The 24,771-nt window shown below is 57.2% G+C and carries 21 protein-coding genes; 6 read left to right on the forward strand and 15 right to left on the reverse strand.

Translation table 11 applies throughout. The features are described 5' to 3' along the window. Both ACVBEG_RS20970 and ACVBEG_RS20975 read left to right on the forward strand, forming a co-directional pair. Positions 1-1,011, forward strand: a complete 1,011-nt coding sequence (locus ACVBEG_RS20970) for an alpha-xenorhabdolysin family binary toxin subunit B (RefSeq protein WP_447108278.1) — start codon at positions 1-3, stop codon at positions 1,009-1,011. Between the two features lie 93 nt (positions 1,012-1,104). Next, complete coding sequence (locus ACVBEG_RS20975) at positions 1,105-1,938, forward strand: hypothetical protein (RefSeq protein ID WP_322278162.1); 834 nt, start codon at positions 1,105-1,107, stop codon at positions 1,936-1,938. Between the two features lie 69 nt (positions 1,939-2,007). Here ACVBEG_RS20975 and ACVBEG_RS20980 read toward each other — a convergent pair whose 3' ends face one another. The 5 genes from ACVBEG_RS20980 to ACVBEG_RS21000 all read right to left on the reverse strand — a co-directional run bounded on the left by ACVBEG_RS20980 (position 2,008) and on the right by ACVBEG_RS21000 (position 7,078). Next, positions 2,008-3,171 (reverse strand): type III PLP-dependent enzyme, encoded by a 1,164-nt coding sequence (locus ACVBEG_RS20980; protein WP_322278159.1) that lies wholly within the window; start codon positions 3,169-3,171, stop codon positions 2,008-2,010. Positions 3,172-3,591: 420 nt separating this feature from the next. Next, positions 3,592-4,761 (reverse strand): osmoprotectant ABC transporter ATP-binding protein OsmV, encoded by a 1,170-nt coding sequence (locus tag ACVBEG_RS20985; protein ID WP_322278495.1) that lies wholly within the window; start codon positions 4,759-4,761, stop codon positions 3,592-3,594. A 14-nt stretch (positions 4,762-4,775) separates the two neighbouring features. Then, a complete protein-coding gene (locus ACVBEG_RS20990; protein ID WP_322278157.1) occupies positions 4,776-5,429 on the reverse strand; it encodes an ABC transporter permease in 654 nt (217 codons plus the stop codon). Then, positions 5,426-6,349: a glycine betaine ABC transporter substrate-binding protein gene (locus ACVBEG_RS20995; RefSeq protein ID WP_322278155.1), complete on the reverse strand. Its 924-nt coding sequence runs from the start codon at positions 6,347-6,349 to the stop codon at positions 5,426-5,428. The genes ACVBEG_RS20990 and ACVBEG_RS20995 overlap by 4 nt, the downstream gene beginning before the upstream one ends. Before the next feature lie 15 nt (positions 6,350-6,364). Next, positions 6,365-7,078: an ABC transporter permease gene (locus tag ACVBEG_RS21000; protein ID WP_323567047.1), complete on the reverse strand. Its 714-nt coding sequence runs from the start codon at positions 7,076-7,078 to the stop codon at positions 6,365-6,367. Between the two features lie 331 nt (positions 7,079-7,409). Here ACVBEG_RS21000 and ACVBEG_RS21005 point away from each other — a divergent pair, with 331 nt between their 5' ends. Next, the gene (locus ACVBEG_RS21005) at positions 7,410-8,993 is read left to right on the forward strand and encodes a peptide chain release factor 3 (protein WP_322278150.1); all 1,584 of its coding nucleotides are present in this window, start codon (positions 7,410-7,412) and stop codon (positions 8,991-8,993) included. Between the two features lie 48 nt (positions 8,994-9,041). On the opposite strand, the gene ACVBEG_RS21010 is transcribed toward ACVBEG_RS21005, so the two are convergent. The 3 genes from ACVBEG_RS21010 to ACVBEG_RS21020 form a co-directional block, all read right to left on the reverse strand. Beyond that, positions 9,042-10,184 (reverse strand): alpha/beta hydrolase, encoded by a 1,143-nt coding sequence (locus ACVBEG_RS21010; RefSeq protein WP_447108279.1) that lies wholly within the window; start codon positions 10,182-10,184, stop codon positions 9,042-9,044. Positions 10,185-10,293: 109 nt separating this feature from the next. Next, positions 10,294-11,190, reverse strand: a complete 897-nt coding sequence (locus ACVBEG_RS21015; protein ID WP_322278146.1) for a LysR family transcriptional regulator — start codon at positions 11,188-11,190, stop codon at positions 10,294-10,296. A 98-nt stretch (positions 11,191-11,288) separates the two neighbouring features. Further along, on the reverse strand, positions 11,289-11,873 hold the full coding sequence (locus tag ACVBEG_RS21020) for an NAD(P)H-dependent oxidoreductase (protein ID WP_322278144.1): 585 nt from the start codon (positions 11,871-11,873) through the stop codon (positions 11,289-11,291). A 314-nt stretch (positions 11,874-12,187) separates the two neighbouring features. Between ACVBEG_RS21020 and ACVBEG_RS21025 the strand changes: the two genes are divergently transcribed. Continuing rightward, a complete protein-coding gene (locus ACVBEG_RS21025; protein WP_322278142.1) occupies positions 12,188-12,532 on the forward strand; it encodes a cupin domain-containing protein in 345 nt (114 codons plus the stop codon). Between the two features lie 472 nt (positions 12,533-13,004). Here ACVBEG_RS21025 and ACVBEG_RS21030 read toward each other — a convergent pair whose 3' ends face one another. Continuing rightward, positions 13,005-13,313, reverse strand: coding sequence for a hypothetical protein (locus ACVBEG_RS21030; RefSeq protein ID WP_447108280.1), 309 nt, complete (start codon positions 13,311-13,313; stop codon positions 13,005-13,007). Between the two features lie 283 nt (positions 13,314-13,596). On the opposite strand from ACVBEG_RS21030, the gene ACVBEG_RS21035 reads away from it, so the two are divergent. Both ACVBEG_RS21035 and ACVBEG_RS21040 read left to right on the forward strand, forming a co-directional pair. Further along, positions 13,597-14,169 (forward strand): sigma-70 family RNA polymerase sigma factor, encoded by a 573-nt coding sequence (locus tag ACVBEG_RS21035; protein WP_322278138.1) that lies wholly within the window; start codon positions 13,597-13,599, stop codon positions 14,167-14,169. Continuing rightward, a complete protein-coding gene (locus ACVBEG_RS21040; RefSeq protein WP_322278136.1) occupies positions 14,166-14,807 on the forward strand; it encodes a DUF1109 domain-containing protein in 642 nt (213 codons plus the stop codon). The genes ACVBEG_RS21035 and ACVBEG_RS21040 overlap by 4 nt, the downstream gene beginning before the upstream one ends. Positions 14,808-14,851: 44 nt before the next feature. Here the strand turns inward: ACVBEG_RS21040 and ACVBEG_RS21045 are convergent, their stop codons facing one another. The 6 genes from ACVBEG_RS21045 to ACVBEG_RS21070 form a co-directional block, all read right to left on the reverse strand. Next, positions 14,852-17,929: an efflux RND transporter permease subunit gene (locus ACVBEG_RS21045; RefSeq protein WP_323566255.1), complete on the reverse strand. Its 3,078-nt coding sequence runs from the start codon at positions 17,927-17,929 to the stop codon at positions 14,852-14,854. After that, positions 17,926-19,131, reverse strand: coding sequence for an efflux RND transporter periplasmic adaptor subunit (locus ACVBEG_RS21050; RefSeq protein ID WP_323566256.1), 1,206 nt, complete (start codon positions 19,129-19,131; stop codon positions 17,926-17,928). The genes ACVBEG_RS21045 and ACVBEG_RS21050 overlap by 4 nt, the downstream gene beginning before the upstream one ends. After that, positions 19,128-20,495, reverse strand: a complete 1,368-nt coding sequence (locus ACVBEG_RS21055) for an efflux transporter outer membrane subunit (protein ID WP_323566257.1) — start codon at positions 20,493-20,495, stop codon at positions 19,128-19,130. Before ACVBEG_RS21055 ends, ACVBEG_RS21050 begins: the two co-directional genes overlap by 4 nt. 399 nt (positions 20,496-20,894) lie before the next feature. Further along, entirely contained in the window at positions 20,895-21,782 is an 888-nt protein-coding gene (gene mmsB, locus ACVBEG_RS21060) for a 3-hydroxyisobutyrate dehydrogenase (RefSeq protein ID WP_322278127.1), read from the reverse strand. Positions 21,783-21,804: 22 nt separating this feature from the next. Next, positions 21,805-23,343: a CoA-acylating methylmalonate-semialdehyde dehydrogenase gene (locus tag ACVBEG_RS21065; RefSeq protein ID WP_323566259.1), complete on the reverse strand. Its 1,539-nt coding sequence runs from the start codon at positions 23,341-23,343 to the stop codon at positions 21,805-21,807. Positions 23,344-23,406: 63 nt separating this feature from the next. After that, positions 23,407-24,735 carry an MFS transporter gene (locus ACVBEG_RS21070; RefSeq protein ID WP_323566260.1) on the reverse strand — a complete coding sequence of 443 codons (1,329 nt, stop codon included), beginning with the start codon at positions 24,733-24,735 and terminating at the stop codon, positions 23,407-23,409. Between the last annotated feature and the right edge of the window lie 36 nt (positions 24,736-24,771).

The following is a 24,771-nucleotide window of genomic DNA, read 5'->3' on the forward strand; positions in this document are numbered from 1 at the left end:
ATGACCACCACCAATAACGTCGTCACCCTCGGTGCCCATGCTAATTTTGCAGCGCCCGATATGCAGCAACTGACCGGCGCCGTGCGTGCAATCAGGGACTTGAGTGCCAACACCGACGTGCAGTTCATGAAGGTCAGCTACTTGCCAAACCTGCACGACAAGTTCAAGAGCCTGACCGGAGACATCTACGACAGTAATAGCCAGGTCCGCGAGTCTTCCCAGAAATTGATGCACCAGCTGATGGCCGCACTCAAGACCGTAAGACTCAATGAAACAGCGCCGGCCCCGTTAACCGACGAGCGTACGGCCGAAAGCATCGAGATGATCAGCGATACCCTTGATGTCGTGAAGTTAGAAGGTGGAAAACTGGAAGCCCGTCTAAGCGCAGTCAGTTGGCCGCTGGATCGTCAAAGTACTGACTCGTTTATCGCTGGCCTGACGGATGACATCACACGCATCACCCAGGACATTGATCAAGCCACCACCACGGTCGATAGGTTGAATGAGCAGCGTAAGGTGCTGACCGCGGGGATTGACGCGCTGGAAACCAAAGACATAACTGCATTCGGAAAAGATAGCATTCTGACTGCCGAGAAGGTGCTGGCTCTGGGGGTGACGCCGCCGGAAGTCGAACTCATCAAGCTAGCCTTGGAGCAGATGAAGAAACTGGTAGAAGAGATTGGAAAAGGTATCACTTTCTTCACTCTTGTCAAAGAACGCGATGCACTGGTAAGTAAAATCAACAGAACTCGCGACACCGACGCTCTAAAAAATAATGAAAAGCGACTCATGGAACAGCGCATCGAGTTTATCAACACGCTATACAGCATTGATGATCAACGAGTGCTATACGTTAATGAGGCCCGCAAGATCAATCTGTCGACCCAGCGATTCATTGACACCCAGAGTGCCCACTCCGCATCCACTGAAGAACGTGTGGCCGTGTTTATCGAAGGCGCTGTTGCTTTCAGTGACGATTTAAACGTGATCGATAAATCGCCAACGCAATAAGTACGGCACGCCAGCGTGTATGGCTGGGCCGGGCACTGCGGTGAACGGGCCCGGCCTTGTTGTCAAGAGTATTGAACTGAGGAGGGGAAGGGCATGACCGTTTTCTTGATCAACGAGAGAGATATTGCTGGCCTGAATAATTATATGTATTTCTTGAGCGAGCTCCCCGAATACATTGAGTCGTTTAAAATAAACTTCGACCTGGTGAGTCCGAAAGACTATGGCACGTACATCGAACCTGCGCTCGACCATATCGTTCCACAAGCCACAAAGCTATCGAACCTCTGGACCATCAACCGTAAACCTCTGCAACAGCTTCATGGGGAACTGGACGACTCACTCAAAGCACTGATTGCATTTTCCGAACGGGTGTCCGCGCATGTGGGGCGACTCAGCAGCACGGGCAAGAGAAGTTCTATCGGACAAGACGGAGATGAAAATCTGCTGATCGACTTATTCGGTCCGTTGAAAAAAGAGCCGACCAACAGCGTGAACGATATCCTCCGGCAGTGCGCAGAGGAAATAAATCACTATCAGCATATCTTTGTCGAGAAAGGTTCTATCGCTTCCGAACTGGAGCGTTCGGCCTACAGCATTATCCCTCGCATCATTGATTTCATGAACAATCATATCAACGCGCATGGACACTCTGCGTCCTACCCTCCCGATCGGTTGGAAACGGCGAAGAGCCGAGTACTGTTGACAAAAAAACAGTACGAGCAGTATACGTCCTCCGCGTGTAATATGAAGGTTTACTGTTTTCGCATCAACTACCTGATCGCGAGAGCGCAGAACAAATTACCCCTGTTAAACAAGCATTCCACTTGGTCAAACTTTGATCTTTCCATGAGACTGATGTCGGCATCGCTCATGGAGATATTGACATTATCCAAGAGCATGGGGCGTTTGTTAATCATAAATATCTAACATGCAATAGCACACTTAAACGCATAAAAAAACCCATGACACGTCATGGGTTTTTTATTCCAGGAACGTTTACACGTAATAAGATTTCAATGGTGGGAAGCCATTGAACTCAACTGCGCTGTAGCTGGTGGTGTACGCGCCGGTGGACAACCAGTACAAGCGGTCGCCGATGGCCAGGTTCAGTGGCAGGCCATACTTGTAGTTCTCGTACATGATGTCGGCGCTGTCGCAGGTTGGGCCCGCGATGACCACTTCTTCCATCTCGCCATTCTTCTCGGTCCAGATCGGAAACTTGATGGCTTCGTCCATGGTTTCGATCAAGCCAGAGAACTTGCCCACGTCCGTGTAAACCCATCGCTCTACGGCGGTACGCGATTTACGTGCAACCAATACTACTTCGCTGACCAGAATACCGGCGTTGGCAATCAACGAACGGCCTGGCTCCAGAATGATTTCCGGCAAATCGTCGCCGAAGTCTTCCTTGAGGAAGCGGATGATTTCTTCCGCGTAGGTTTCCAGGCTGTTGGTACGGGTAATGTAGTTGGCCGGGAAGCCGCCCCCCATATTGATCAGCTTGAGAATGATGCCGTCTTCTTCTTTCAATCGCTCGAAGATTACTTTGACCTTGGCGATGGCTGCGTCCCACACACTGATGTCACGCTGCTGCGAACCTACGTGGAACGAGATGCCGTAAGGCACCAGGCCCAGTTCACGTGCGAGGATCAGAAGGTCCATGGCCATATCGGTCTGGCAACCGAACTTGCGGGACAATGGCCAGTCAGCCGTGGTCGAGCCTTCAGTGAGAATACGCACATAGACTTTCGAACCCGGCGCGGCCTTGGCAATGTTGCGCAGGTCGGCTTCAGAGTCGGTGGCATACAGACGCACGCCCTTCTCGTAGAAGTAGCGAATGTCTTTGGATTTCTTGATGGTGTTGCCGTAGCTGATCAGGTCTGGACCAACGCCCTGATTCATGACCTTGTCCAGCTCGTAGATCGAAGCGATATCGAAGTTCGAACCCTTGCTTTTGAGCAGGTCGATGATTTCCACCGCAGGGTTGGCTTTGACAGCGTAATAGATCTTGGCGAAATCAAAGCCTGCGCGCAGGTCGTCGTAGGCCTTGCTGATCATTTGGGTATCAATGACCACGAACGGGGTTTCATGCTTGTCGGCGAACGCTTTCATTTTGTTGAAGGTTTCGCGCTCAAAATAGTCTTCGACCTGGATCGTCATGCTGGGAACTCCTACTGGCAAACTAAATTAATCAATGGGTGCAAATGAACGTCCTCCGTGTGTATCCCCACTTTGGTTCGCCTACTTCCCAAGGCATGTCCGCCGAAAGCAAAAAAGGTCAACCGGGCCCTGAGGGCGTCTGGGTGACCTTGCTGTCTCGTCGTCAGTACTTGAGCCGGATGGATCGTTTCCAGCATGGACGTTCGGCGCGAACTTTAGGACTTGAGGCGCTTGAGATCAACAAAAAATGTCGCGTTTTTGCACACGTCCGTCGCCAGACGAGGATCACTGACTTATGTAACGGACCGATGTGACAGCCTGATGTTCCCCGAGCCGGGATTTTGAGGGGAACCGAATCGCCCAAAGTCGCGGACCTGCGCGATCCGTTGTAGGAGCGCGCGTGCCCGCGATGGCATCAGATCAGACTGGCGCTGCCTGCTCAGCCAACTCTGCAGGCGAGGTGATGCTGGTTTTGCCGCCCTTCGAACGGCCCGAGCTCAGGTACTCGGCAATTGATTCCTGGGTGACTTCCCCGAGGAATACGCGCTCGGCGTCCATCACCGGCAACCATGACCGATTGAACTCGTACATGCGCGACAGCAGTATCCGCAGGTGTTCGTCGAACGCGGCGGTAGCATTGAATTCGCGCAGGTACTGTGCGCAAGTGCCTTGCTGACGGTGCAGGTCGCGTCGGCGGACATAGCCCAGGCCTTTGTTATCGGCATCGGTGACCACCACGTAGCGGCGGTCGAGTTCGTCCATCAACTCCAGCGCTTCGGCGACCGGGGTTTCCGGGCTGACGGACGGTGCGTTGTCGGCAGCATCTTCGGCGCGGACCAACAGCAGGCGTTTGAGCGTGCTGTCCTGCCCCACGAAGTTGCTGACGAAATCGTCTGCCGGGTGTGCCAGCAAGGTGTCTGGATGATCGAACTGAATCAGCTTGCCGCCACGGAAGATCGCGATCTTGTCGCCCAGCTTGATCGCTTCGTCGATGTCGTGGCTGACCATGATCACGGTCTTGTTCAGCGCCCGTTGCATCTCGAAGAACTCGTTCTGAATCATCTCGCGGTTGATCGGGTCGACCGCGCCGAAGGGTTCGTCCATCAGCAACAACGGGGCATCGGCCGCCAACGCACGAATCACGCCAATTCGCTGTTGCTGACCACCGGACAACTCACGCGGGTAGCGGCTCAGGTACTGCTTGGGCTCAAGCTTGATCATGCTCATCAACTCGCGGGCACGGTCGTGGCATTTCTGTTTGTCCCAGCCCAGCAAACGCGGAACGATGGTGATGTTTTCTTCGATGGTCATGTTCGGGAACAGACCAATCTGCTGAATCACGTAGCCGATATTGCGACGCAGGGTCACTGCATCCAAATCAGCGGTGTCTTCGCCGTTGATCAACACCTTGCCGGAAGTCGGCATGATCAGCCGGTTGATCATTTTCAGCGTGGTGCTCTTGCCGCACCCAGAAGGCCCGAGGAATACACAGATCTCGCCTTCGTTGACGGTCAGGCTCACGGAATCCACGGCGATGACGTCTTTACCGTTGGTGTGAAACGTCTTGGTCAGGTTCTGAAGTTCGATCATTTGCTTTGGATTCATCATTTCAATAGACCTTTTGGAGTCAGCGTGCGTTGCAACCATTGCAGAAGCAGGTCGGCGAAGATGGCCAGAAGACTGACCAGTACGGCGCCGACGATCAGCATCGACATATCGCTGCGGCTGATTGAAGCGAGAATAAGTACACCCAGGCCACCGGCACCGATGGTCGCGGCAATGGTCATGACGCCAATGTTCATCACCACGGCAGTACGCACTCCGGCGAGAATCACTGGCACGGCGATGGGCAACTCGACCATCCGCAGGCGCTGACCGAAGGTCATACCGATGCCTTTGGCCGCTTCACGAATGCCAGGGTCGACCCCTGTCAATGCCAGGTAGGTGTTACGCATGATCGGCAGCAGCGAGTACAGAAATACCGCGGTGATCGCCGGCATCGGCCCGAGGCCCTGGCCGAACTTCGAATAGAACGGCAGTAACAGACCGAACAAAGCAATCGAGGGCACGGTGAGCAGAACCGTGGCGCTGGCTTGCAGCGGACCGGCCAATGCCGGGAAGCGCGTCATTAATACGCCCAACGGGACGCCAACCACGATGGCCAGGGTCACGGCGATCCCGACCAGGGTGATGTGCTGCCAGGTCAGGTGCAGGACCAGCGGCCAGTCCAGATGGGAGAAGGTGCTGAAGATATTCATTGCTTCTCCTTATTGTCTTGAGGGACAGGGTGCAGTGGGTGCTCGCGCAGAAAGTCCGCAGCAACGATAGAGGGGCTGTCGTGATCGACATCGACCCGCGCATTGAGCGCGCGCATGGTGGTGTCATCCAGCAGTTCGGCCAGCGGCTTTAGCTGCGCAGCGAGGTCCGGATGAGCGTCCAGGTATTCCTGGCGAATCACCGGTGCGGCGGTGTAGTCCGGAAAGTAATGTTTGTCGTCTTCGAGTAGCTTGAGCTGGAACGCGTTCAGGCGCCCGTCCGTGGTGTAGACCAACCCGGCGAAAACCTGGCCGTTACGCAGCGCGGTGTAGACCAGCCCGGCATCCATCTGGCGGATGCTCTCGCGGTTCAGGTTCATGTCGTATTGCTTGACCATCCCAATCAAACCGTCGGAACGGTTGGCGAACTCGGTATCCAGCGCAACGATGTGTTTGTCTTTCACCTGGTCTTTCAGGACGCGGCTCAGGTCGCTGATGGTGTTGATCTGCGGGTACTGGTCAGCGACTTTTTTCGGCAACGCCAACGCGTAGGTGTTACTGAATTTCGACGGCGAGAGCCAGACCAGCCCCTTCTTCGCATCCAGCGTTTTGACCCGTTCAAAGGTCTGCGCGCTATCGAGTTTTTCGTCGACATGGTTGTAACTCACCAGGGATACCCCGGTGTACTCCCAGATCAAATCCAGTTGCCCGCTTTCTTGCGCACTACGTGCCAGAGTACTACCCAGGCCACCGGTCACGTTGACGTCGTAGCCCTTAGTGCGCAAATACTGAGCGGTGAGTTCCGCGAGGATCGTTTGCTCGGTAAACACTCGGGCACCGACGCGGATTACCGGCTTTTCAGCCGCTTGGGCAAATCCCGAGAGCAGCAAGGCAAAGCCTATAAATAAGCATGATCTTTTCATTGGAATTCCTTTCAATCAGCGGGTCAGACCGCGTTCCAGCCAGAGTCGGCTCGCCAGTGTCACCACGCCATCAAGCAGCAGTGCGAGCAAGGCGGTACACGCCGCGCCGAGCAATAGCTGCGGCTGATTGTTCAAGGCGATGCCGGGAAAAATCAGACTGCCCAGGCTGTTGGCGCCAATCAGAAAGGCCAGCGGGGCCGTCCCGACATTGATCGCCAAGGCCACCCGCACACCGCCGACAATAATCGGCACGGCATTCGGCAATTCGACACGCAGCAGCACCTGGGTGGGTGTCATACCGATGCCGACTGCGGCTTCCTTGAGTGAACCCTGAACATTTTTCAGGCCTTCATAGGTGTTGCGCACGATGGGCAACAATGAGGCGAGGAACAGGGCGAAGATGGCCGGTCCGCTGCCAATCCCGAGAATACCAAGGGCAATGGCCAGCACGGCGAGAGGTGGGACGGTGTTACCAATATTGAAAATCTGCATGAAGCGTTCGGCGCGGCCAACCATGTTCGGTCGGCTGAGGGCAATGCCAGCCGGGATTCCGACCAACAGGGCTGCCAACATTGAAAGCATCACCAGAATCAAATGGGCTTGCAGATAAAACAATAGATCGTCTTGGTACTGTAAGAGGGTACTGATGCCGATCCAGTGGATCAGCAGGGCCAGAAATGCGATGACAACCGCACCTCCCAATAGCCCCTTGCCATAGCGATTAGCCACAGGCGGACTCCTTATTTCAGTCGGCAAACGCGTTGCAAGGCCAGCCAATACTGGCAGCACACAAACGTTCGCGAAGAGCAGCGGGTGGGTCGCCGTTAAGGGGTTAACCTCGGCGAAAACACAAGCCATAAGCGCAGCTTCGTCAAGCTAACTTGCTGATTTTTCAACCCCTGACGTTGGCTGTAACAGGGGAGTGGACGTCTCCACGACCTGAAAGGTTCCCACGAAAGACACTATTTCGCCACCTTTGATCGACTGAGCGGTTCGGTTATTGCATCAATTTGGGCTATAATCGGCGCCCTTTTTTGAATCACCTGCCAGGCGATTTCCCATGAGCAACCAGGCCGCCGAAGTCGCGAAACGCCGCACTTTCGCCATTATTTCCCACCCGGATGCGGGTAAGACCACCATCACCGAAAAATTGCTGTTGATGGGTAAGGCCATTGCTATCGCCGGCACGGTGAAGTCACGTAAATCCGACCGCCATGCGACGTCCGACTGGATGGAGATGGAGAAACAGCGCGGGATTTCCATCACCACATCGGTCATGCAGTTCCCGTATCGCGATCACATGATCAACCTGCTCGACACCCCGGGCCACGAAGACTTCTCCGAAGACACCTACCGCACCCTGACAGCAGTGGACTCGGCATTGATGGTGCTCGATGGTGGTAAAGGCGTCGAACCACGGACCATCGCGTTGATGGATGTCTGCCGTTTGCGCGACACACCGATCATCAGCTTTATCAACAAGCTCGACCGCGACATCCGCGACCCTATCGAACTGCTCGACGAAATCGAAGCCGTCCTTAAGATCAAGGCTGCGCCGATCACCTGGCCCATAGGCTGCTACCGCGATTTCAAGGGCGTGTACCACCTGGCCGACGACTACATCATTGTCTACACCGCCGGTCACGGCCATGAGCGTACCGACGTCAAGATCATCGAAAAGCTCGATTCGGATGAAGCCCGCGCCCACTTGGGTGATGAGTACAAACGCTTCGTCGATCAGCTCGAGTTGGTGCAAGGCGCCTGCCACGAGTTCAACCAGCAAGAGTTCCTCGACGGCCAGTTGACCCCGGTGTTCTTCGGCACGGCACTGGGTAACTTCGGTGTCGATCACGTACTGGACGCTGTTGTGAACTGGGCACCTCAACCGTTGGCCCGGGTTGCCAATGAGCGCACGGTAGAACCGAACGAAGAAAAGTTCAGCGGTTTCGTGTTCAAGATTCAAGCGAACATGGACCCTAAACACCGTGACCGTATCGCCTTCATGCGTATCTGTTCGGGTCGCTATGACAAAGGTATGAAGATGCGCCACGTGCGTCTGGGTAAAGAAGTGCGGATCGGCGACGCGCTGACGTTCTTCTCCTCCGAGCGTGAGCAGTTGGAAGAAGCCTACGCTGGCGACATCATCGGCCTGCATAACCACGGCACGATCCAGATTGGTGACACCTTCACCGAAGGCGAGAACCTGGGCTTTACCGGTATCCCGCACTTCGCACCGGAACTGTTCCGCCGCGTGCGTCTGAAGGATCCACTCAAGTCCAAGCAGTTGCGTCAGGGCTTGCAGCAATTGGCCGAAGAAGGCGCCACGCAGGTGTTCTTCCCGACGCGCAGCAACGACATCATCCTCGGCGCCGTGGGCGTTCTGCAGTTCGATGTGGTTGCCAGCCGCCTGAAGGAAGAATACAAAGTCGAGTGCGCCTACGAGCCGATCACCGTGTGGTCAGCCCGCTGGATTGAATGCAGCGACAAGAAAAAGCTCGAGGAATTCCAGATCAAGGCCGTGGAAAACCTTGCAGTCGATGGCGGCGGTCACCTGACCTACCTGGCACCGACCCGGGTCAACCTGGCCCTGATGGAAGAGCGCTGGCCCGATGTGAAATTCCGCGCAACGCGTGAGCATCACTGACAGTCTTGTCGGCAGTCAGCTCAGGCACGAAGATGGCTCCAGCGGTCGCTATTGCAGCTGTCCCGCGCGCCCCAGCCAGCCCGGCGCAGCTTTTTGCAGCCACTCGCTGGCGACCGGATTGTGCCTGACGCGGCTGTCGAAAAAGGCCTGGCTGATCACCTGAATGGCGGCGACTTGTTTAGGGTCCGGAACAGGCTCGGCACCGACCGGGCTGTGACTGGAGCTTGCAGATCGGGCGCTTTTGCCCTTGGCATGACTTTTCCCGCCAGGGGTGTGCTCGTCGCCTGGCGGCTTGCTTATACCTTTTCTGTCAGGCGGAATAGGTACCAAATCAGAGCCGGACAAGGTTTTGTAAGTAGAGCGCGCCAGCTTCAGGCGATAGCTGCCAGCAACCGTCACCGACTCGCCGAGTAATTCCCTCTGTTGGTAAGAGCTGACCCAATTAAAGGGGTCTTCGTCGTCCGGGCTGGTTATCGTCAGTACCGGCGAAGTTATGCGAGCGAACACCTCAGGCCTGGCCCCGACGTCAACATAAGGACTGAGCAGCAGCAAGGCTTTGGGCTGAATATCAACGCCCGATGCGACTCCCGCTTCTCCCCCGCCAGCCACCGCAGCGGCGGTCTGCGCACCCAAGTCAAAACCGGCCACGACCACTTGGTTCCAGTCGATGGAAGCAAGTTGCGCATCACCTTTCGCTGCCCGTGCCCGTACTTCAGTCAGCACCTTTTGCAGGGTTGCCAGACGGTCGCGCAGGGCTGGACCGGAGTAGCGATCAGCCGCCAGCTCACGAAATACACCCGCTTGGGCCTGACTCGTGGAATAGAGTGCAGGGCCGTAGTATTGCCCCTGAATCGCCAACACCGCGTACCCGGCCTGCGCCCAGGCATTACGCCACTCTTCACCTGCCGTGGCGGACTCGCCGAGGCCCGGCAAGTAGATAATCAGCGGTAAACGCTCGTGGGTGTCGGGCGCCAACCAAGCAACATCGACCGATTGCCGCCCGAGCTGCCAGGTCTCATTCCAGTTGGAAATGTCGTTGCGGGCAGGTTGATAGGCCGTGGCCAGATCCTGATTAACCAATTCGGCGAATTTGATGTGCGGGTCAGCTGGGTCGCTGGCGCAGCCAGCTATCAGACCCAGGGTGCCTATCAGCACACTTACAGCAAGCCAGTGTCGCGGTTGAAGAATCATATGCCCCACAAAGTTCATCCCTATCAGTTGGCTCGGCCATAACGAGCAAGCCTAACCGTACCGGCCTCATGCAACGAGTGGGACACGGTAAATAATAGGTAAATCATCCCTACGCGGCGTAGTTCGCCAACTTCTTTTGGATGAAATCCAGAAAGCATTGAATGCGCAGCGCCAACTGCGAGTTCCGGTAGTACACCGCATGAATCGGTTGCCGATAACCGCTGTTGGCTTCCGGCAGAATCACCTGCAGGCGCTTAAGGCGGATGTCTTCGTGAGTCATGAAGTGCGACAGGCAGACAATGCCCTCCCCGGCCAACGCCAATTGACGCAAGGTCTCGCCACTGGAGGCGGACACCGCAGGCTGGATCTGCAATCGATCACCCTCAGCGTGACGCAACGGCCAATGGTTCAAGCTTTCTGTCTGGGTAAAGCCGAGCAAAGCATGGCTTGCCAGTGCCTCAACGGTGGTCGGCGTGCCATGTTTTTTGAGGTAAGCCGGGCTGGCGAGAATACTCAACGGACTACTGCCCAACGAGCGCGCATGCAGCGTCGAATCGGCGAGGACACCAATGCGAATCGCCACATCCGTGCTTTGCTCAAGCAAGTCGATGACCAGGTCGTTGCTGTTCAGTTCAAGCTGAATGTCCGGGTACAGCGTGCGGAACTCGGCGACGTAAGGCACCACCGCGTGCAGCATGAACGGCGACGCGGCGTTGATCCGTAAACGGCCGGAGGGCACGTGTTGGCGCAGGGACAAGCGTTCTTCAAGTTCATCCATTTGCGCCAGAATCTGCTTGGCTTTTTCGAGGAAAAACTTGCCCTCTTCCGTCAAGTCCATGCGTCGCGTGGTGCGATTGATAAGGGTGGTTTCCAGCTTCGCCTCAAGCCGCGACAATGTCCTGCTGATCGCCGAAGGGGTTTGCCCCATGTGTTCGGCAGCAGCGGAAATCGAGCCGCTTTCAATCACCGAAACGAATACCTGCAACTCATCTGATCTGGCTTTCACTTTTGTCTCCTGCTCAAAACCGGCTAAATATTAGCCTTGTTTTTCGCAAAAGACAGGCTGTTCATTCGCGACGCATGTCCCTGGTTGCGCCTACAGAATCAGATGCTGAATACGTCAGCCAGATGCCGCTCATAGCGCTTCACATCAGCCTCTATGGCCGGGACTTTCATCACGTCGACAGAGAGGAACGTCGGCAACGCTGTCAGGCCCAAAAACTCGTTGGCTTTATGGAACGGGAAGTACACCGCATCCACGCCTTCCCCTTCGAAGAAATCGCTCGGGTCATCGAATGCTTGCTGTGGCGCGTTCCAGGTGGCGGAAATCATGTACTGCTTACCCTGCAATAAACCACCGCTACCGTATTTCTGCGATGCATCGGAGCGGGTACGACCGTCGTTGGCGTACAGGCTGCCATGACCTTCGGTAAACACTTCATCGACGTACTTCTTCACAGTCCACGGCGCGCCCATCCACCAGCCTGGCATCTGGTAAATGATCACGTCGGCCCAGATAAATTTGGCCACTTCTTCAGCCACGTCATAACCGGCGTCGATTTGGGTTTCTTTGATATCAAAACCGGAGTGATCAAGGAACGCCACTGCCGCATTATGCAAGGTGGCGTTATACAAACCTTCGGAGTGCGCGAATTTTTTGCCGCCGTTCAATAACAGAATTTTTTTCATGAAAGGTCTCATCAGTATTCAATTGCAAGCCGCACTGCAGACGCGGCTGATTGAGGAGGTTAAAAAATTGACTGACGGCAGAGTACCGATAAGACCGCGAATGAATAAGCCGCAGCCGGGCAAAATACTTTTGACTCAAGCGCACGAATAGCACTTAGATTATTGCTGCTGGGTTTTGAGGCATCGCGTGCGGGCCCCGCGCTTCTGGATAGCTCAGTGTCGAGCACAGACAATTGCCCCTGACGTAACCGACCTATGGTGTCCGAGCGCGGACTGCACCGTCTGACAACCGCGCCCCCACCCTTGGAGTTGTCATGTCTACGCCGATTACCGTCCTTCGCAATACTCACCCACTGCCCCTGCTCGACGCCTGCAAATGGGAAAAACTCGAAGGTGACCCGCACACCGTCAACCTCAACGCCTACACCTCCGAGGATGGCAGCAAGATCATGGGCACCTGGATCTGCACCCCTGGCAAGTGGCGGGTGGATTATGTGAAGTGGGAATACTGCCATTTCCAGGAAGGCTACTGCATCATCACCCCTGACGGCATGGCGCCGATCCACCTGCGGGCGGGCGATATTTTTATTGTTGAGCCTGGAATGAAGGGGACGTGGGAAGTCGTTGAGACTGTGCGCAAGTATTTTGTTTTTGCTTGAGCTGTTGTTTATCGATCAGCGCCAGTCATGGTGAAAACATCAGCCGTGACCAAGTAGACCGGAGAGGTCCAGCGACGGCTGTACGTGGAACGCTGGCCGCGCCAGGCGCTCGGAAATGAGTGCCTGGCGCGATCCGCGAGTGCCCTCGGACGCTGCAGGCCCGGACTACTACCGACCACATCGGCTTTCAAGATGGACTTCGAGCTACACACCACTAGCTGCGCATTCGAATGCAGCCTCATAGTGCTTCGGTTTGATGCCCTGCCGCCCATCTCGAGTGATGCCTTTATGATCGGAGCGCCCCCTGTGAGCCTGCAATTACATCACTTTGAAAGTGCCCATGCCGTATAGCGTCTTGATGCTGGTGCATGTCACGGCGGAGGCGTTTTCCCAGGCATTGGATTGGTAGTCCATTGGCTGGGCCCGCGCCCGCGTTGCAATCGTTATGACCAGCCATCACCACGCAATAACATTACTTCATAGCACCTGACTTCATGGCGCCAGGAGCCATAGAGTCAGCAGCTTTAGTGCCTGGAGCCATGGCGCCTGGAGCCATGGTATCAGCCGCCATGGCGCCAGCAGCTTTGGTGCCTGCGGCCATAGAGCCATGAGCCATGGTATCAGCCGCCATAGAGCCATGAGCCATAGTGTCAGCAGCCATGGTGCCAGCAGCTTTAGTGCCAGCCGCCATAGAGCCAGGAGCCATAGTGTCAGCCGCAATGGCGCCAGTGGCCATCGAAGAGAACGCGAGTGCCACGGCAACGAGTTTAAGAATGTTCATGATGACTTCTCCAGAGCAATGAGGGGTAGTCCGCATGCCAGTGCGCTCGAGCACTGTACTTACGATCCGTAAGGTAGTTCGCCGTCGCTCGCCATCTGGTTACAGCGATCTGGAAATATTTTTTCGAACGTTTTTTCTGGCCTGCTCCGTCAACCCCGGCAAGAATGTTTGCGGTTTTGGCGTAATCAACGCTCACAGCAGTTTCGATCCCCGCTCGCTGCGAGATGGCCAGCGGAAGGCCGTGCTAAAAAATAATTCACCTATTGTGTAACCAGAGCGAGCGATGGACCGAACTACACATAACGAGTCGTTGCGCAGCCGCGAAATATATCTTCAAGCGCTGTTCCTCGCAGGACTGAGGGGTGATGAAACGGCCTACCGGACGTTTCTTTCTGAATTGAGCACGCATCTACGCGGCTTTCTCAGGGCCAGGCTTCAGCGCCAGCCGGGCGAAATCGAAGATTTGCTGCAAGAGGTATTGCTGGCCGTGCATAACGGACGCCAGACATACCGGGGCGAGCAGCCTTTGACCGCCTGGGTTTTCGCCATTGCGCGTTATAAACTCACGGATCTTTTCCGGGCACGTTCGCGTCACGACGTATTCAATGACTCCATCGACGATGCGATGGAGCTGCTTGCCGAGTCACATCTAGAGCCTGCGCAGGCTAGCCGCGACCTGGACAAACTGCTTGAGCAGTTACCCGACCGTCAGCGCCTACCCATCATGCACGTGAAACTCGAAGGTTGGTCGGTCGCAGAAACAGCTCAGATGACGGGATTGTCCGAGTCAGCGGTAAAGATTGGCGTACACCGCGGGCTCAAAGCCCTGGCGGCAAAGATCCGAGGCACACGATGAAAACTGATGATCTTGTTTCACTGCTCGCCGCTGGCGTCACACCAATAGACCGGTGGGCGCTTGCCAAGCGCTTCGGCATCGCAGTCCTGATTGGAGTGCTCGGTGCGGGCCTGCTACTGGTTTCGACCCTGGGTGTGCGCGCAGACCTCGCCCAAGTATCAGTAACCGCAACTTTCTGGGCAAAAACCGCCTTCCCGCTGAGTCTGGCGATCGGGGCGCTGTTGATGGTAACCCGCTTGGGCAGACCGGGCATGAGCAGCGGATACGGCGGGTTACTGGTCAGCGCTGCAGTCGCCGCGGTCTGGTTGAGCGGGGTTTATGTGCTGGCCGTCGCGACGCCCGGCACACGGGTCTCCATGCTGCTCGGCAAAACCTGGCGAGTGTGTGTGCTGAATATCATGCTGCTCTCGATCCCCGGATTCATCGCGGTGTTCTGGGCGCTGAGAGGCCTTGCACCGACCCGTTTGGCATTGACCGGTGCCTGTGGTGGCTTGCTCGCGGGATCGATGGCGACCCTCGTCTATTGCCTTCATTGTCCCGAGACGGGAGTGCCGTTCTGGGGTGTCTGGTACACGCTTGGCATGTTACTGCCAACAGTCATCGGCGCAGCATTGGGGCCACGCTGTCTGCGCTGGTAACCAACGCATTCACCGTGCGGGCTTATCCAGCACGTTAGATACATTCAGACGTTGACGAGTGCGGGAACGACCTCCGGACGCGTTCGAAAACGGTTGAACCAGAGGTAAACCACCGGTGTGGTGTACAACGTCAACAGTTGTGAGACCGCCAGACCGCCGACGATGGCGATACCCAGTGGCTGCCGTAATTCAGAACCGGCGCCATGACCGAACGCCAACGGCACTGCACCCAGCAATGCGGCCAGCGAGGTCATCAGGATCGGTCTTAGGCGTAGCAGACAACCCTCACGTACGGCCTCGCGAGGCGACAAGCCCTGCGCTTCTGCCGCCAGCGTAAAGTCGACGATCATGATCGCGTTCTTCTTGACGATGCCAATCAGCAGAATGATGCCAATCATCCCGAGCACCGACAGGTCTTGTCCGCACATAATCAACGCCAACAGCGCCCCGAAACCCGCCGATGGCAACGTGGAGATAATCGTCAGCGGATGGATCGCGCTTTCGTACAGGACGCCCAGCACGATATAAACGGTCAGGATCGCCGCAAGAATCAGCCATGGCTGGGACTTTAGTGAGTCTTGAAATGCCTGAGCGGTCCCCTGAAAACTACCCACAACACTGTCAGGCAACGCCACCGCCAGCGATGCTTGCCGAATCGCGGTAACGGCCTCGCTCAAGGCGTGTCCCGGTGCCAGGTCGAACGACAGCGTGATCGCCGGGAACACACCTTGATGGTTGATGATAATCGGCATCAGTTCGTTCTTGATGTCGGACAGCAGGTTCAACGGCACCAACGTGCCAGAACTCGAACGGACGTACAGATGACCCAGTGTCGCAATGGACAACTGCCAGCGCGGATCGATCTCCAGGATGACCTGATTCTGGTCCAGTTGCGTGAACATCGTCGCCACCTGACGCTGGCCGAAGGCGTCATACAACACGTCGTCGATGGCCTGTACCGAGACCCCCATCCGAGCCGCCGTTGCCCGATCGATCACTAGGGTTGCCTGTGTCGCCGCGTGCTGTTGATCGGAGGTGACATGTTGTAGCTGCGGCAAACCCTTGAGCGTTTCCAAAAGCACCCCGCTCCAATGATCCAGTTCAACACTGTCCGGGTCCTGAAGGGTGTATTGATACTGCGTCTTGCTGGCCCGCCCGCCGACTTGTATGTCCTGGTTGGCTTGCATGAACAGTTTGATCCCGGGGACTTTGTCGAGCTGCGGCTGTAACCGGGCGATCACCTGCTGGGCAGACGTGGTGCGATCGCTGAAGGGTTTGAGGTTGATCATCACCTTGCCCTGGCTGATCGTAGGGTTCGGTCCGATCCAGAAATAGACCTTGGCCACGGCAGGGTCCTGGCCGACGATATTCGCGAGAAGAGCAACCTGATCACGCATCGCCTTGGGCGAAATATCCGGTGCAGCTTCAGCCACGCCCTGAATCAAGCCATTGTCCTGTTGCGGGAAAAAGCCCTTGGGTATGTAGACATACAATGCCGCCGTCGCCACGAACGTCGCCATCGCGACCGCCAGGGTCAAGCGTTGATGGTCGAGCACCCAGTCAAGGCTGCGGCGATACCCATTCAGGATGCCGGTAAATGCGTTTTCACAGCCCTGCGAGAAGCGCCCTGGACGGGATTCCTCCTCGTGCTTGAGTAACCAGGCGCAGAGCATCGGGGTGATTGTCAGCGACACAATGCACGACATTAAAATGGCCACACTGACGGTCACCGCAAACTCACGCATGAGCCGCCCGACGATGCCGCCCATCAGCAGAATTGGCAAGAACACGGCAATCAGCGACACCGTCATCGAGACAATGGTGAACGCCACTTCACGCAGCCCATCCACCGCTGCCTGCATTCGGGACTTTCCCATCTCCAGATGGCGGACAATGTTTTCCATGACCACGATGGCATCGTCGACCACAAACCCCACGGCAATCGCCAGTCCCATGATCGACAGGTTATCGAGGCTGTAGCCGAGCAGGTACATCACCGCGAAAGTCGCCACCAACGACAACGGAATCGTCAGACTCGGAATCAGCGTTGCGGTCGCTTTGCGCAGAAAAACGAAAATGACCACGACAACCAGTGCAATAGAGAGCATCAGGGTGAACTGAACGTCGTTAACCGACGCTTCGATGGTCTGCGTACGGTCGCCCACCACTTGAACCTGAACATCGCGAGGCAATGAAGCGGTCAGCTCCGGCAGCCGTGATTTAATCGTCTTAATCGTCGACAGAACGTTGAAACCAGGCTGTTTATGGATGTCGACAATGATAGTCGGCTGTCCACCGATGGCCGCTGCTTGCCGGGTGTCTTCGGCACCATCGATGACCTTACCCAGGTCGCCCAGCTTGATGGGCACACCGCTTTTGTAGGCCACGACCTGATCACGATAGCCCTTGGGATCAAGCAATTGGTCAGTGGCGCCAAGGGTGATCGAACGGTACTGGCCATCAAGGCTGCCTTTGGGCTGGTCGAGGGTACTCAGGCCGATCACACTGCGCACATCTTCCAGTGTCAGACCGCGAGCGGCCAACGCGTCCGGGTCGATCTGGATACGCACGGCAGGTTTTTGTTCGCCATGAAAATCCACCATGCCGACCCCAGGCAGCTGCGACAGCTGCTGGGCCAGGTAGTTATCGGCATAGCGGTCCAGCTCGGGCAAGGTGCGGGTCGGTGAGGTAAGGGCCAACGACAACACCGTGAACTCCGCAGGGTTGACCTTGTTGAACGTCGGCGTGCTGGTCATGGTTTTTGGAAGCGTGGCACTGGCAGTATTGATCGCCGACTGCACGTCCTGGGCAGCACCATCAATATCGCGGGACAGGTCGAATTGCAGCACGACCTGGGTTTTGCCCGCCGCGCTGGTGGAGGTCATCGAAGTGACCTGTGGTATCGCCGAAAACGCTCTCTCCAGCGGGGTCGCCACCGACGTCGCCATGGTTTCGGCACTGGCCCCGGACAATTTCGCAGTGACTTGAATGGTCGGAAAATCCACGGTCGGCAGTGGGGCCACGGGCAACTGGAAGTACGCGAAGCTCCCCAGCAGCATCACCCCCACCGCCAACAGGCTCAGACCTACGCGACGCGGGATCAAGCTCGACAGTGCGTTCATCGAGGAACCTCTATAACGGCGGTCGATTGCGATTCAGCCAGTGTTTGTGCGGCGCTTGCTTCGGACTTGATCGCCGCGACCCGAATACCCGGTGCGATACGCGACTGCCCCTGCACGACGACGGTTTCACCGAGAGCCAGACCTTGGCGAATCCATTGTTGATCGGCCACTACCGACGAGGCATCCACCTGACGTGGCTCCACCCGTTGATCAGCATTGACGACGTACACGAACGAACCTTTCTGACCTTGCTGAACAGCGGTAGCTGGCACCACCGTGGCACCGCGCTGGGTGTGCAAGAGCAACCGCGCGCTGACCAATTGACCAGGCCACAATTGGCTTTGAGCATTGTCGAACTCGGCCTTGAGCTGGATCTGCCCACTGGCCGCCGACACCTGACTGTCGATGAAACTGAGATGACCGGTCGCGATCTGCTTTTTACCGTCCCGCGTTACAGCCACCACTTGCAATGCCTGTCGACCGTTCTCCTCGAGTATTTCGGGCAGGTCGTCCTGGGAGACAGAAAAGGCCACAGAAATCGGATTCATCTGGGTAATGGTGACCAGCCCGCTGGCCTCCGCGCCATGCGCAATTGAGCCAACGTCCAGCAAGCGTTGGCCGGTGCGCCCAGTCAGCGGCGCCATGACGTGGGTAAAGCTCAACTGCAGCCGGGCGTTATCGAGCACCGCCTGATCCGCTTGAACGGTGGCCTGCTGGGCCGCCAGTTGAGCGCGGAAGGTGTCCACATCCTGCGTAGGTCCCGCCTTGGCCTGCGCCAGCTTGATGGCCCGATCAAGATTGACACGCAGGTTCGCCAGTTGCGCCTGATCCTTGGCCACCAAGGCCACTGCCTGCGCTACCTGGGCCTGATAGACCCGGGGGTCGATCTGCGCCAGTTGACTGCCCTCGGTGACCATCTGGCCCTCGGCGAACAGCACCTTCTGCAACTCACCATCGACCCGAACCCGCACGTTTACGCTGTTGAGCGGTTGCACGTTACCGATTGCTTCGAGCCATATAGGCAGGTCCTGTTGCTGGACTTGCTGCATGAGTACAGGGACTGCGGAATCCTGTTGGCCAATCGGCGCGGCCTGGGTTCGCCCCGCCCACGCGAAACGAGCCAGTAAAATCACGACGATCATCACGATGATCAGCCCAGGAAAACGCCAACGTGTAGGCAAAGCGGATGGCATGAAGTTCATGGATGGTCGGCCTTAACGGTGGGTGAAGAAAACACTGAGGTTTTCGAATAGGCGGTAATGGTTGCGGGCGTGAAGTCCCCCCCCAACGCCCGAAACAGGCCGACTGCAGACTGCAAATGCTGCAAGCGGACCTGCAACAGACTGTCTTCGGCCTGGTATTGGGTGCGCTCGACAATGAGCAGTGTCTGGAAGTCGGTGGAGCCCAGCCGATAACGGACCTGAGCCAGCCTGGCGGCTTCACGCGCGGAAGTGACTGCGGCCTGATTAAGCCTGTAGGTCTGATCAAGCTGATGCGCGGCGCTGAGCTGCGTCTCCACATCTTGCAGAGCCTCAATCACTGACTCCCGGTAACTGGCGGTCAACTCCTGAGCATGGGCCTGATCGACATTCAATTGACCTGTGAGCCGGCCGCCCGCGAACACCGGCTGGGCCAGCGTGCCGATGGCACTCCAGATGCCGCCGCCCGCGAGAGTGTCGACACCCCCCATCAGATCCAGCGAAATATTGGGAAGAAACGCCGCCCGTGCGACACCTACATCGAAGTTGGCCGATTTCAACCGAGCCTCCGCTGCTTGCACGTCCGGGCGTTGCCGCAACAGGCCGATGGGCAATCCCATAGCCGGGTGCGGAATCGCAAGGTCTTGCAAGCCGGTTTGATTAACCTGGAAACCTTGCGGTGGGACACCCACCAATACCGCAAGCTGATACAACGCCTGATCGCGCTGCTGACGCAATGGCGGCATCGCAGCCTGAAACGTCTGCAAGGCATTGCGTTGCTGTTCTACCTCAAGGTTGGAAACCACGCCTTGGCTGGCCTGGACCTCAACCAGTTCAAGCACCTGCTGCGCATCGTCGGCGATCGATTGAGCAAGGCGCAGTCGATCATCCAGCGACAGCACCTGAAAATACGTGGTAGCTATGGTCGCGCCCAAGGTCATTCGAAGCGTCTGGGCGTCGAACACACTCGCATTCGCCAGCGCGGTGGAAGAATCAGCCGCCGCCCGCGATTTGCCCCAGAAATCAACCTCGTAGGTGGCATCGGCAAACACGCTGCGTTTTGCGGTGGTCCCGTAATTATCCTGGCGCTGAACATTACCGCCGAGGGACAGCAGCGGGTACTGCGCAGCCCCCGCTACCTGTGCAAGGCCCCGCGCTTCATCGATCCGGCTCATGGCGGCCTTGAGCGTATAGTTTTCGCTCAGCCCCTTGGCGATCAGCCCGTCGAGTTCCTGACTGTGAAACTCTTTCCACCACAGCCCACCTGACGCTGGCGCCTCAGCGCCCCCCTGCGCCCCCGTCCACGCAAGGGCGAGCGGCACGTCGGGCTGGCTGTAGGAAGGCACCAGAGAACATCCCCCGAGCATCAGCCATCCAGTGAACACCAGGGACCGGACTGCCCGTCCTGATCTGATCGTTCGCCCTGGAGATAAACGCTGCGTGAGCGCCGACGGTAGTGTTGCGGCTGGCATGTGCTGATTGTCTCCGTTAACCCTTGTGGCATAACCCACGAATGGCACGAAGATAGCGAACGACGACTGTCAGAGCGGTCCTCTGTACTTAAACAATTGTTTAAGTAGCCCATCCGCACAACATGACTTTGAGCGCGCAGGATGCTGAACCGGGTTGTCAGATCGATTTGATGGGGTGATTTGATGGGGTGACGTCATTCGACACGAAGGTGAATGGATCTTGCGCCATCAATACCCTCAGCCCGCTCGTTGAGACGTTCAACGAGCGGGCCGGTGGCTATCAGGCTTGCCGCTTTACTCAGCCTTGCGATACGACTCGATAATCGCCGAGAAATCCTTGCCACCTTCGCCACGCAGGCTCATCGCCTGATACAGCTGTTGAGCCACCGCGCCGAGAATCACCGGCTGATGGGCGACCCGCGCGGCTTCGGTCGCCAAGCCCAGGTCCTTGAGCATCAGCTCCGCCCCGAAGCCACCGGTATAACCGCGTGACGCTGGCGCGGTTTCGACGATACCCGGCCATGGGTTATAGACCTCGGAACTCCAGCAACGCCCAGTGGAACTGTTGATGATACCGGCCAGAACGCCAGTATCGATCCCCAGCGAATTGCCCAGAGCCATGGCTTCGGCCACGCCGATCATGGAAATCCCCAGCAGCATGTTGTTGCAGATCTTGGCGATCTGCCCGGTGCCGACGTCACCGCAGTGGACGATGTTCTTGCCCATCTGCGCCAATACCGGTTTCAGTACTTCGAAGTGCTCTGCGCTGGCGCCAACCATGAAGGTCAGGGTCCCGGCTTGCGCACCGCCGGTGCCACCTGAAACAGGGGCATCACCCAGCACCACGCCTTGTTTGGCCGCAGTCGCCGCGACATCACGGATCGTCTGTGGATCGATGGTGCTGCAATCCACTGCGGGCACCCCTCGGGCGATGCCGGCCAATACGCCATCTTCATTCAGGTACACGCTGCGCACATGCGCTGCAGCCGGCAGCATGGTGATGACCAGCTCACTGCCCTTCGCCGCGTCCTTGGGCGAGGCGCTGATGTGACCACCCAGTGCGGCGAGCTCGGCCAGCACTGTCTGGTTGAGGTCAAACAGGTTCAGCTGATGACCGGCCTTGATCAAATTGCGGGCCATGGGCGCGCCCATGTTGCCGAGGCCGATGAATGCAATTTTCATAATCGTTCTCCTGTCAGGCGACTTAGCGCAGGTTGATCGTGGTGTTCACGCCATCGTTCACGCTGTCGTCGTCGAACCAGCGGCTGGTGACGGTTTTAGTCTGCGTGTAGAACTGCACCACTTGCTTGCCGTACGGACCCAGATCACCGAGTTTCGAACCACGCGAGCCGGTGAAGCTGAAGGATGGGACAGGCACAGGGATCGGAATGTTGATACCCACTTGGCCAACATCAATCTCACTCTGGAATTTGCGCGCCGCTGCACCACTTTGGGTAAACAGGCCTGTGCCGTTGCCGTACGGGTTGGCGTTGACCAGGGCAATCGCCTGATCGAGGGTGTCGACTTCCAGCACGACCAGTACCGGGCCGAAGATTTCCTGGGTGTAGATCTGCATCTCAGTGGTCACACCCGAGAACAAGGTTGGGCCAATGAAGTTACCGTCTTCAAACCCGGGTACCGAGACATCACGGCCATCCAGTTCCAGCTTGGCGCCTTCGCGAACACCGCTTTCGATCAGGCCCAACACACGTTCCTTGGCCCGCTTGGAAATCACCGGACCGACATCAGTACCGGCTTCGCTACCGGCATTGACCTTGAGTTTCTGCGCCAGAACCTTGAGGTCTGGCAGCCATTGTTTTGCCGCGCCCACCAACACCACCACAGACGTCGCCATGCAGCGCTGACCGGCGGCACCGAAGCCGGCACCGACCAACGCATTCAGGGTCTGCTCGCGATTAGCATCGGGCAGCACCACGGCGTGGTTTTTCGCGCCCATCATTGATTGCACGCGTTTGCCGTGTTGACCAGCAAGGTTGTAAACGTGAGTACCCACTGCGGTCGAACCGACGAAGGACACGGCCTTGATGGCTTTGTGGGTGCAGATCCCGTCCACCACTTGCTTGCCGCCGTGGACCACGTTAAGCACACCGGCTGGTACGCCCGCCTCGACGGCCAGTTCCACCAACAGCATAGTCGACAGCGGGTCTTGTTCCGACGGTTTGAGGACGAAGGTGTTACCGCAGGCGATGGCCATCGGGAACATCCACAGTGGAATCATTGCCGGAAAGTTGAAAGGCGTGATCCCGGCGCAAACGCCGATCGGTTGACGCAGGGTGTAGGTATCAACACCGCCCGCGACGTTTTCAGCGAACTCGCCCATCTGCAAAGTACCGATGGAGCACGCGTGTTCGACCACTTCCAGACCACGGAAGATGTCGCCTTCCGCATCGGCGATGGTCTTGCCCTGTTCTGCACTCAACACCACAGCGATGCGTTTCGAATGTTCGCGGATCAACGCCTGGAGCTTGAGCATGATGCGCATCCGCGCACCAATGGGGGTCAAGCGCCAGGTCTTGAAGGCTTGCTCGGCGGCCGCAACCGCAGCATTCAATTCAGACTCGGTGGCGAAGGGAACTTGCGCCAGCACTTCCTGAGTTGCCGGGTTAACGATGTCGTGCCATTCGTTGGTCTGCGAATCGACCCATTCACCGCCAATCAGCAGTTTGACGCGAGCCACGGCGGTGTCGTTTTTATTGATGGAAGGATTGAGCGAAGCGTTCATTGGAGTTCTCCTGGATTCGAGCGGCCCGATGCGGGCGGCAAAAAAAGTCAAAGCAAACGGCGGCTATAAGGTTCTGCGCCGTGCCGGGTCAGGTTTCATCAGGGCGGTGCAGAACAATGCCACCACGCCCATGCCAATCAGATAAACGATAACGTAATGAGGGCTACCATCAGCGTAGGCCAACAATTTGGTGGCGATCATTGGCGCGAAACCGCCCCCCAGTACGCCAGCCAGTTGCACCGACACCGAGATGCCGCTGTAACGAATTTCTGCCGGGAATTGCCGGGCGAACAACAGCGATTCAGGCGCATACAGAATCGGAAACACCACCCCGACCGCCAGTACCATCGCCCACCAGACCAACAGTGGCTCGCGTGTTTCGAGCATGGCGAAGAACGGGTAGACGAATGCGCAAAGCAGTAATAGCCCGGCGAAGTACAAGCGACGTTGCCCGACCTTGTCGGACAGGTGCCCGCAGAGTGGCATGGTGATCAGTGATAGGGCCGCGCCAGCAGTGATGGCGTTGAGCACATCGCCACGCGGAATCTGCAACTGGTTGGCCGCGTAGGCCAGGGCGAACGTCACCGACATATAGAACCAGGCATTTTCTGCCGTTCGGGCGCCGATGATGGTCAGGGTTTCGCGCGGATGATTGCGCAGCACCTGAAACAGCGGGATCTTGACCGCGATATTCTGCTTTTTCATTTTTTCGAAGTCGGGTGATTCCGGAACTTTCAGACGAATCACCCAGCCGACGCCGAGCAGCACGATGCTGGCGATGAACGGCAGGCGCCAACCCCAGCTGAGCATGTCCGCTTCAGGCAATTTGGCAACCAGGCCCATGGCCAGCGATGCCAGCACCAGACCGGCACCCACACCGGTTTGCGGCAAGCTGCCGTAAAAGCCTTTCTTGCCTTCGGGCGCATGCTCAACGGCCATCAACACCGCCCCGCCCCACTCGCCGCCCACCGCCATGCCCTGGAGAAAGCGCATGAGCACCAGAATCAATGCGGCCCAGTAGCCGATCTGATCATAGGTGGGGATCAGGCCGATGATGATGGTCGGTATCCCCATCATCAGCAGCGTCAGTAACAGCATCGACTTACGCCCGATACGGTCGCCGAAGTGGCCGAAAATCACGCCGCCCAATGGCCGGCCGAGAAAGCCCACGGCATAGGTAGCGAAAGCTGCCAACACACCGCTGATAGGGTCCAGGGCGGGAAAGAAAATCTTGTTGAAGATGAGCGCGGCAGCCGTGCCATAGAGGAAAAAGTCGTACCACTCGATGGTCGTACCGGCCATGCTCGCCATACCGGCAAGCCGATAAGGTTTGGCCTTTTTCGCAGGGTTGGCACCGATTGCGCCAGCGTCCGCCGTTGTAGCGTTCTTCATAAACTCCTCCGCTTATTATTTTTGTGCAGGGTGTTA

It is taken from the genome of Pseudomonas sp. GG8 (assembly GCF_052976945.1).

Excerpts from the sequence above, each read along its gene's own strand:
- ACVBEG_RS20980 (WP_322278159.1), bottom strand. The coding sequence starts at position 3,171 with ATGACGATCCAGGTCGAAGACTATTTTGAGCGCGAAACCTTCAACAAA.
- ACVBEG_RS21020 (WP_322278144.1), bottom strand. The coding sequence starts at position 11,873 with ATGAAAAAAATTCTGTTATTGAACGGCGGCAAAAAATTCGCGCACTCC.
- ACVBEG_RS20970 (WP_447108278.1), top strand. The coding sequence starts at position 1 with ATGACCACCACCAATAACGTCGTCACCCTCGGTGCCCATGCTAATTTT.
- ACVBEG_RS21030 (WP_447108280.1), bottom strand. The coding sequence starts at position 13,313 with ATGAACATTCTTAAACTCGTTGCCGTGGCACTCGCGTTCTCTTCGATG.
- ACVBEG_RS21070 (WP_323566260.1), bottom strand. The coding sequence starts at position 24,735 with ATGAAGAACGCTACAACGGCGGACGCTGGCGCAATCGGTGCCAACCCT.
- ACVBEG_RS21055 (WP_323566257.1), bottom strand. The coding sequence starts at position 20,495 with ATGCTCGGGGGATGTTCTCTGGTGCCTTCCTACAGCCAGCCCGACGTG.
- ACVBEG_RS20975 (WP_322278162.1), top strand. The coding sequence starts at position 1,105 with ATGACCGTTTTCTTGATCAACGAGAGAGATATTGCTGGCCTGAATAAT.
- ACVBEG_RS21040 (WP_322278136.1), top strand. The coding sequence starts at position 14,166 with ATGAAAACTGATGATCTTGTTTCACTGCTCGCCGCTGGCGTCACACCA.
- ACVBEG_RS21045 (WP_323566255.1), bottom strand. The coding sequence starts at position 17,929 with ATGAACGCACTGTCGAGCTTGATCCCGCGTCGCGTAGGTCTGAGCCTG.
- ACVBEG_RS21035 (WP_322278138.1), top strand. The coding sequence starts at position 13,597 with ATGGACCGAACTACACATAACGAGTCGTTGCGCAGCCGCGAAATATAT.
- ACVBEG_RS21050 (WP_323566256.1), bottom strand. The coding sequence starts at position 19,131 with ATGAACTTCATGCCATCCGCTTTGCCTACACGTTGGCGTTTTCCTGGG.
- ACVBEG_RS20995 (WP_322278155.1), bottom strand. The coding sequence starts at position 6,349 with ATGAAAAGATCATGCTTATTTATAGGCTTTGCCTTGCTGCTCTCGGGA.
- ACVBEG_RS21005 (WP_322278150.1), top strand. The coding sequence starts at position 7,410 with ATGAGCAACCAGGCCGCCGAAGTCGCGAAACGCCGCACTTTCGCCATT.
- ACVBEG_RS21065 (WP_323566259.1), bottom strand. The coding sequence starts at position 23,343 with ATGAACGCTTCGCTCAATCCTTCCATCAATAAAAACGACACCGCCGTG.
- ACVBEG_RS21010 (WP_447108279.1), bottom strand. The coding sequence starts at position 10,184 with ATGATTCTTCAACCGCGACACTGGCTTGCTGTAAGTGTGCTGATAGGC.
- mmsB (WP_322278127.1), bottom strand. The coding sequence starts at position 21,782 with ATGAAAATTGCATTCATCGGCCTCGGCAACATGGGCGCGCCCATGGCC.
- ACVBEG_RS20985 (WP_322278495.1), bottom strand. The coding sequence starts at position 4,761 with ATGATCGAACTTCAGAACCTGACCAAGACGTTTCACACCAACGGTAAA.
- ACVBEG_RS21025 (WP_322278142.1), top strand. The coding sequence starts at position 12,188 with ATGTCTACGCCGATTACCGTCCTTCGCAATACTCACCCACTGCCCCTG.
- ACVBEG_RS20990 (WP_322278157.1), bottom strand. The coding sequence starts at position 5,429 with ATGAATATCTTCAGCACCTTCTCCCATCTGGACTGGCCGCTGGTCCTG.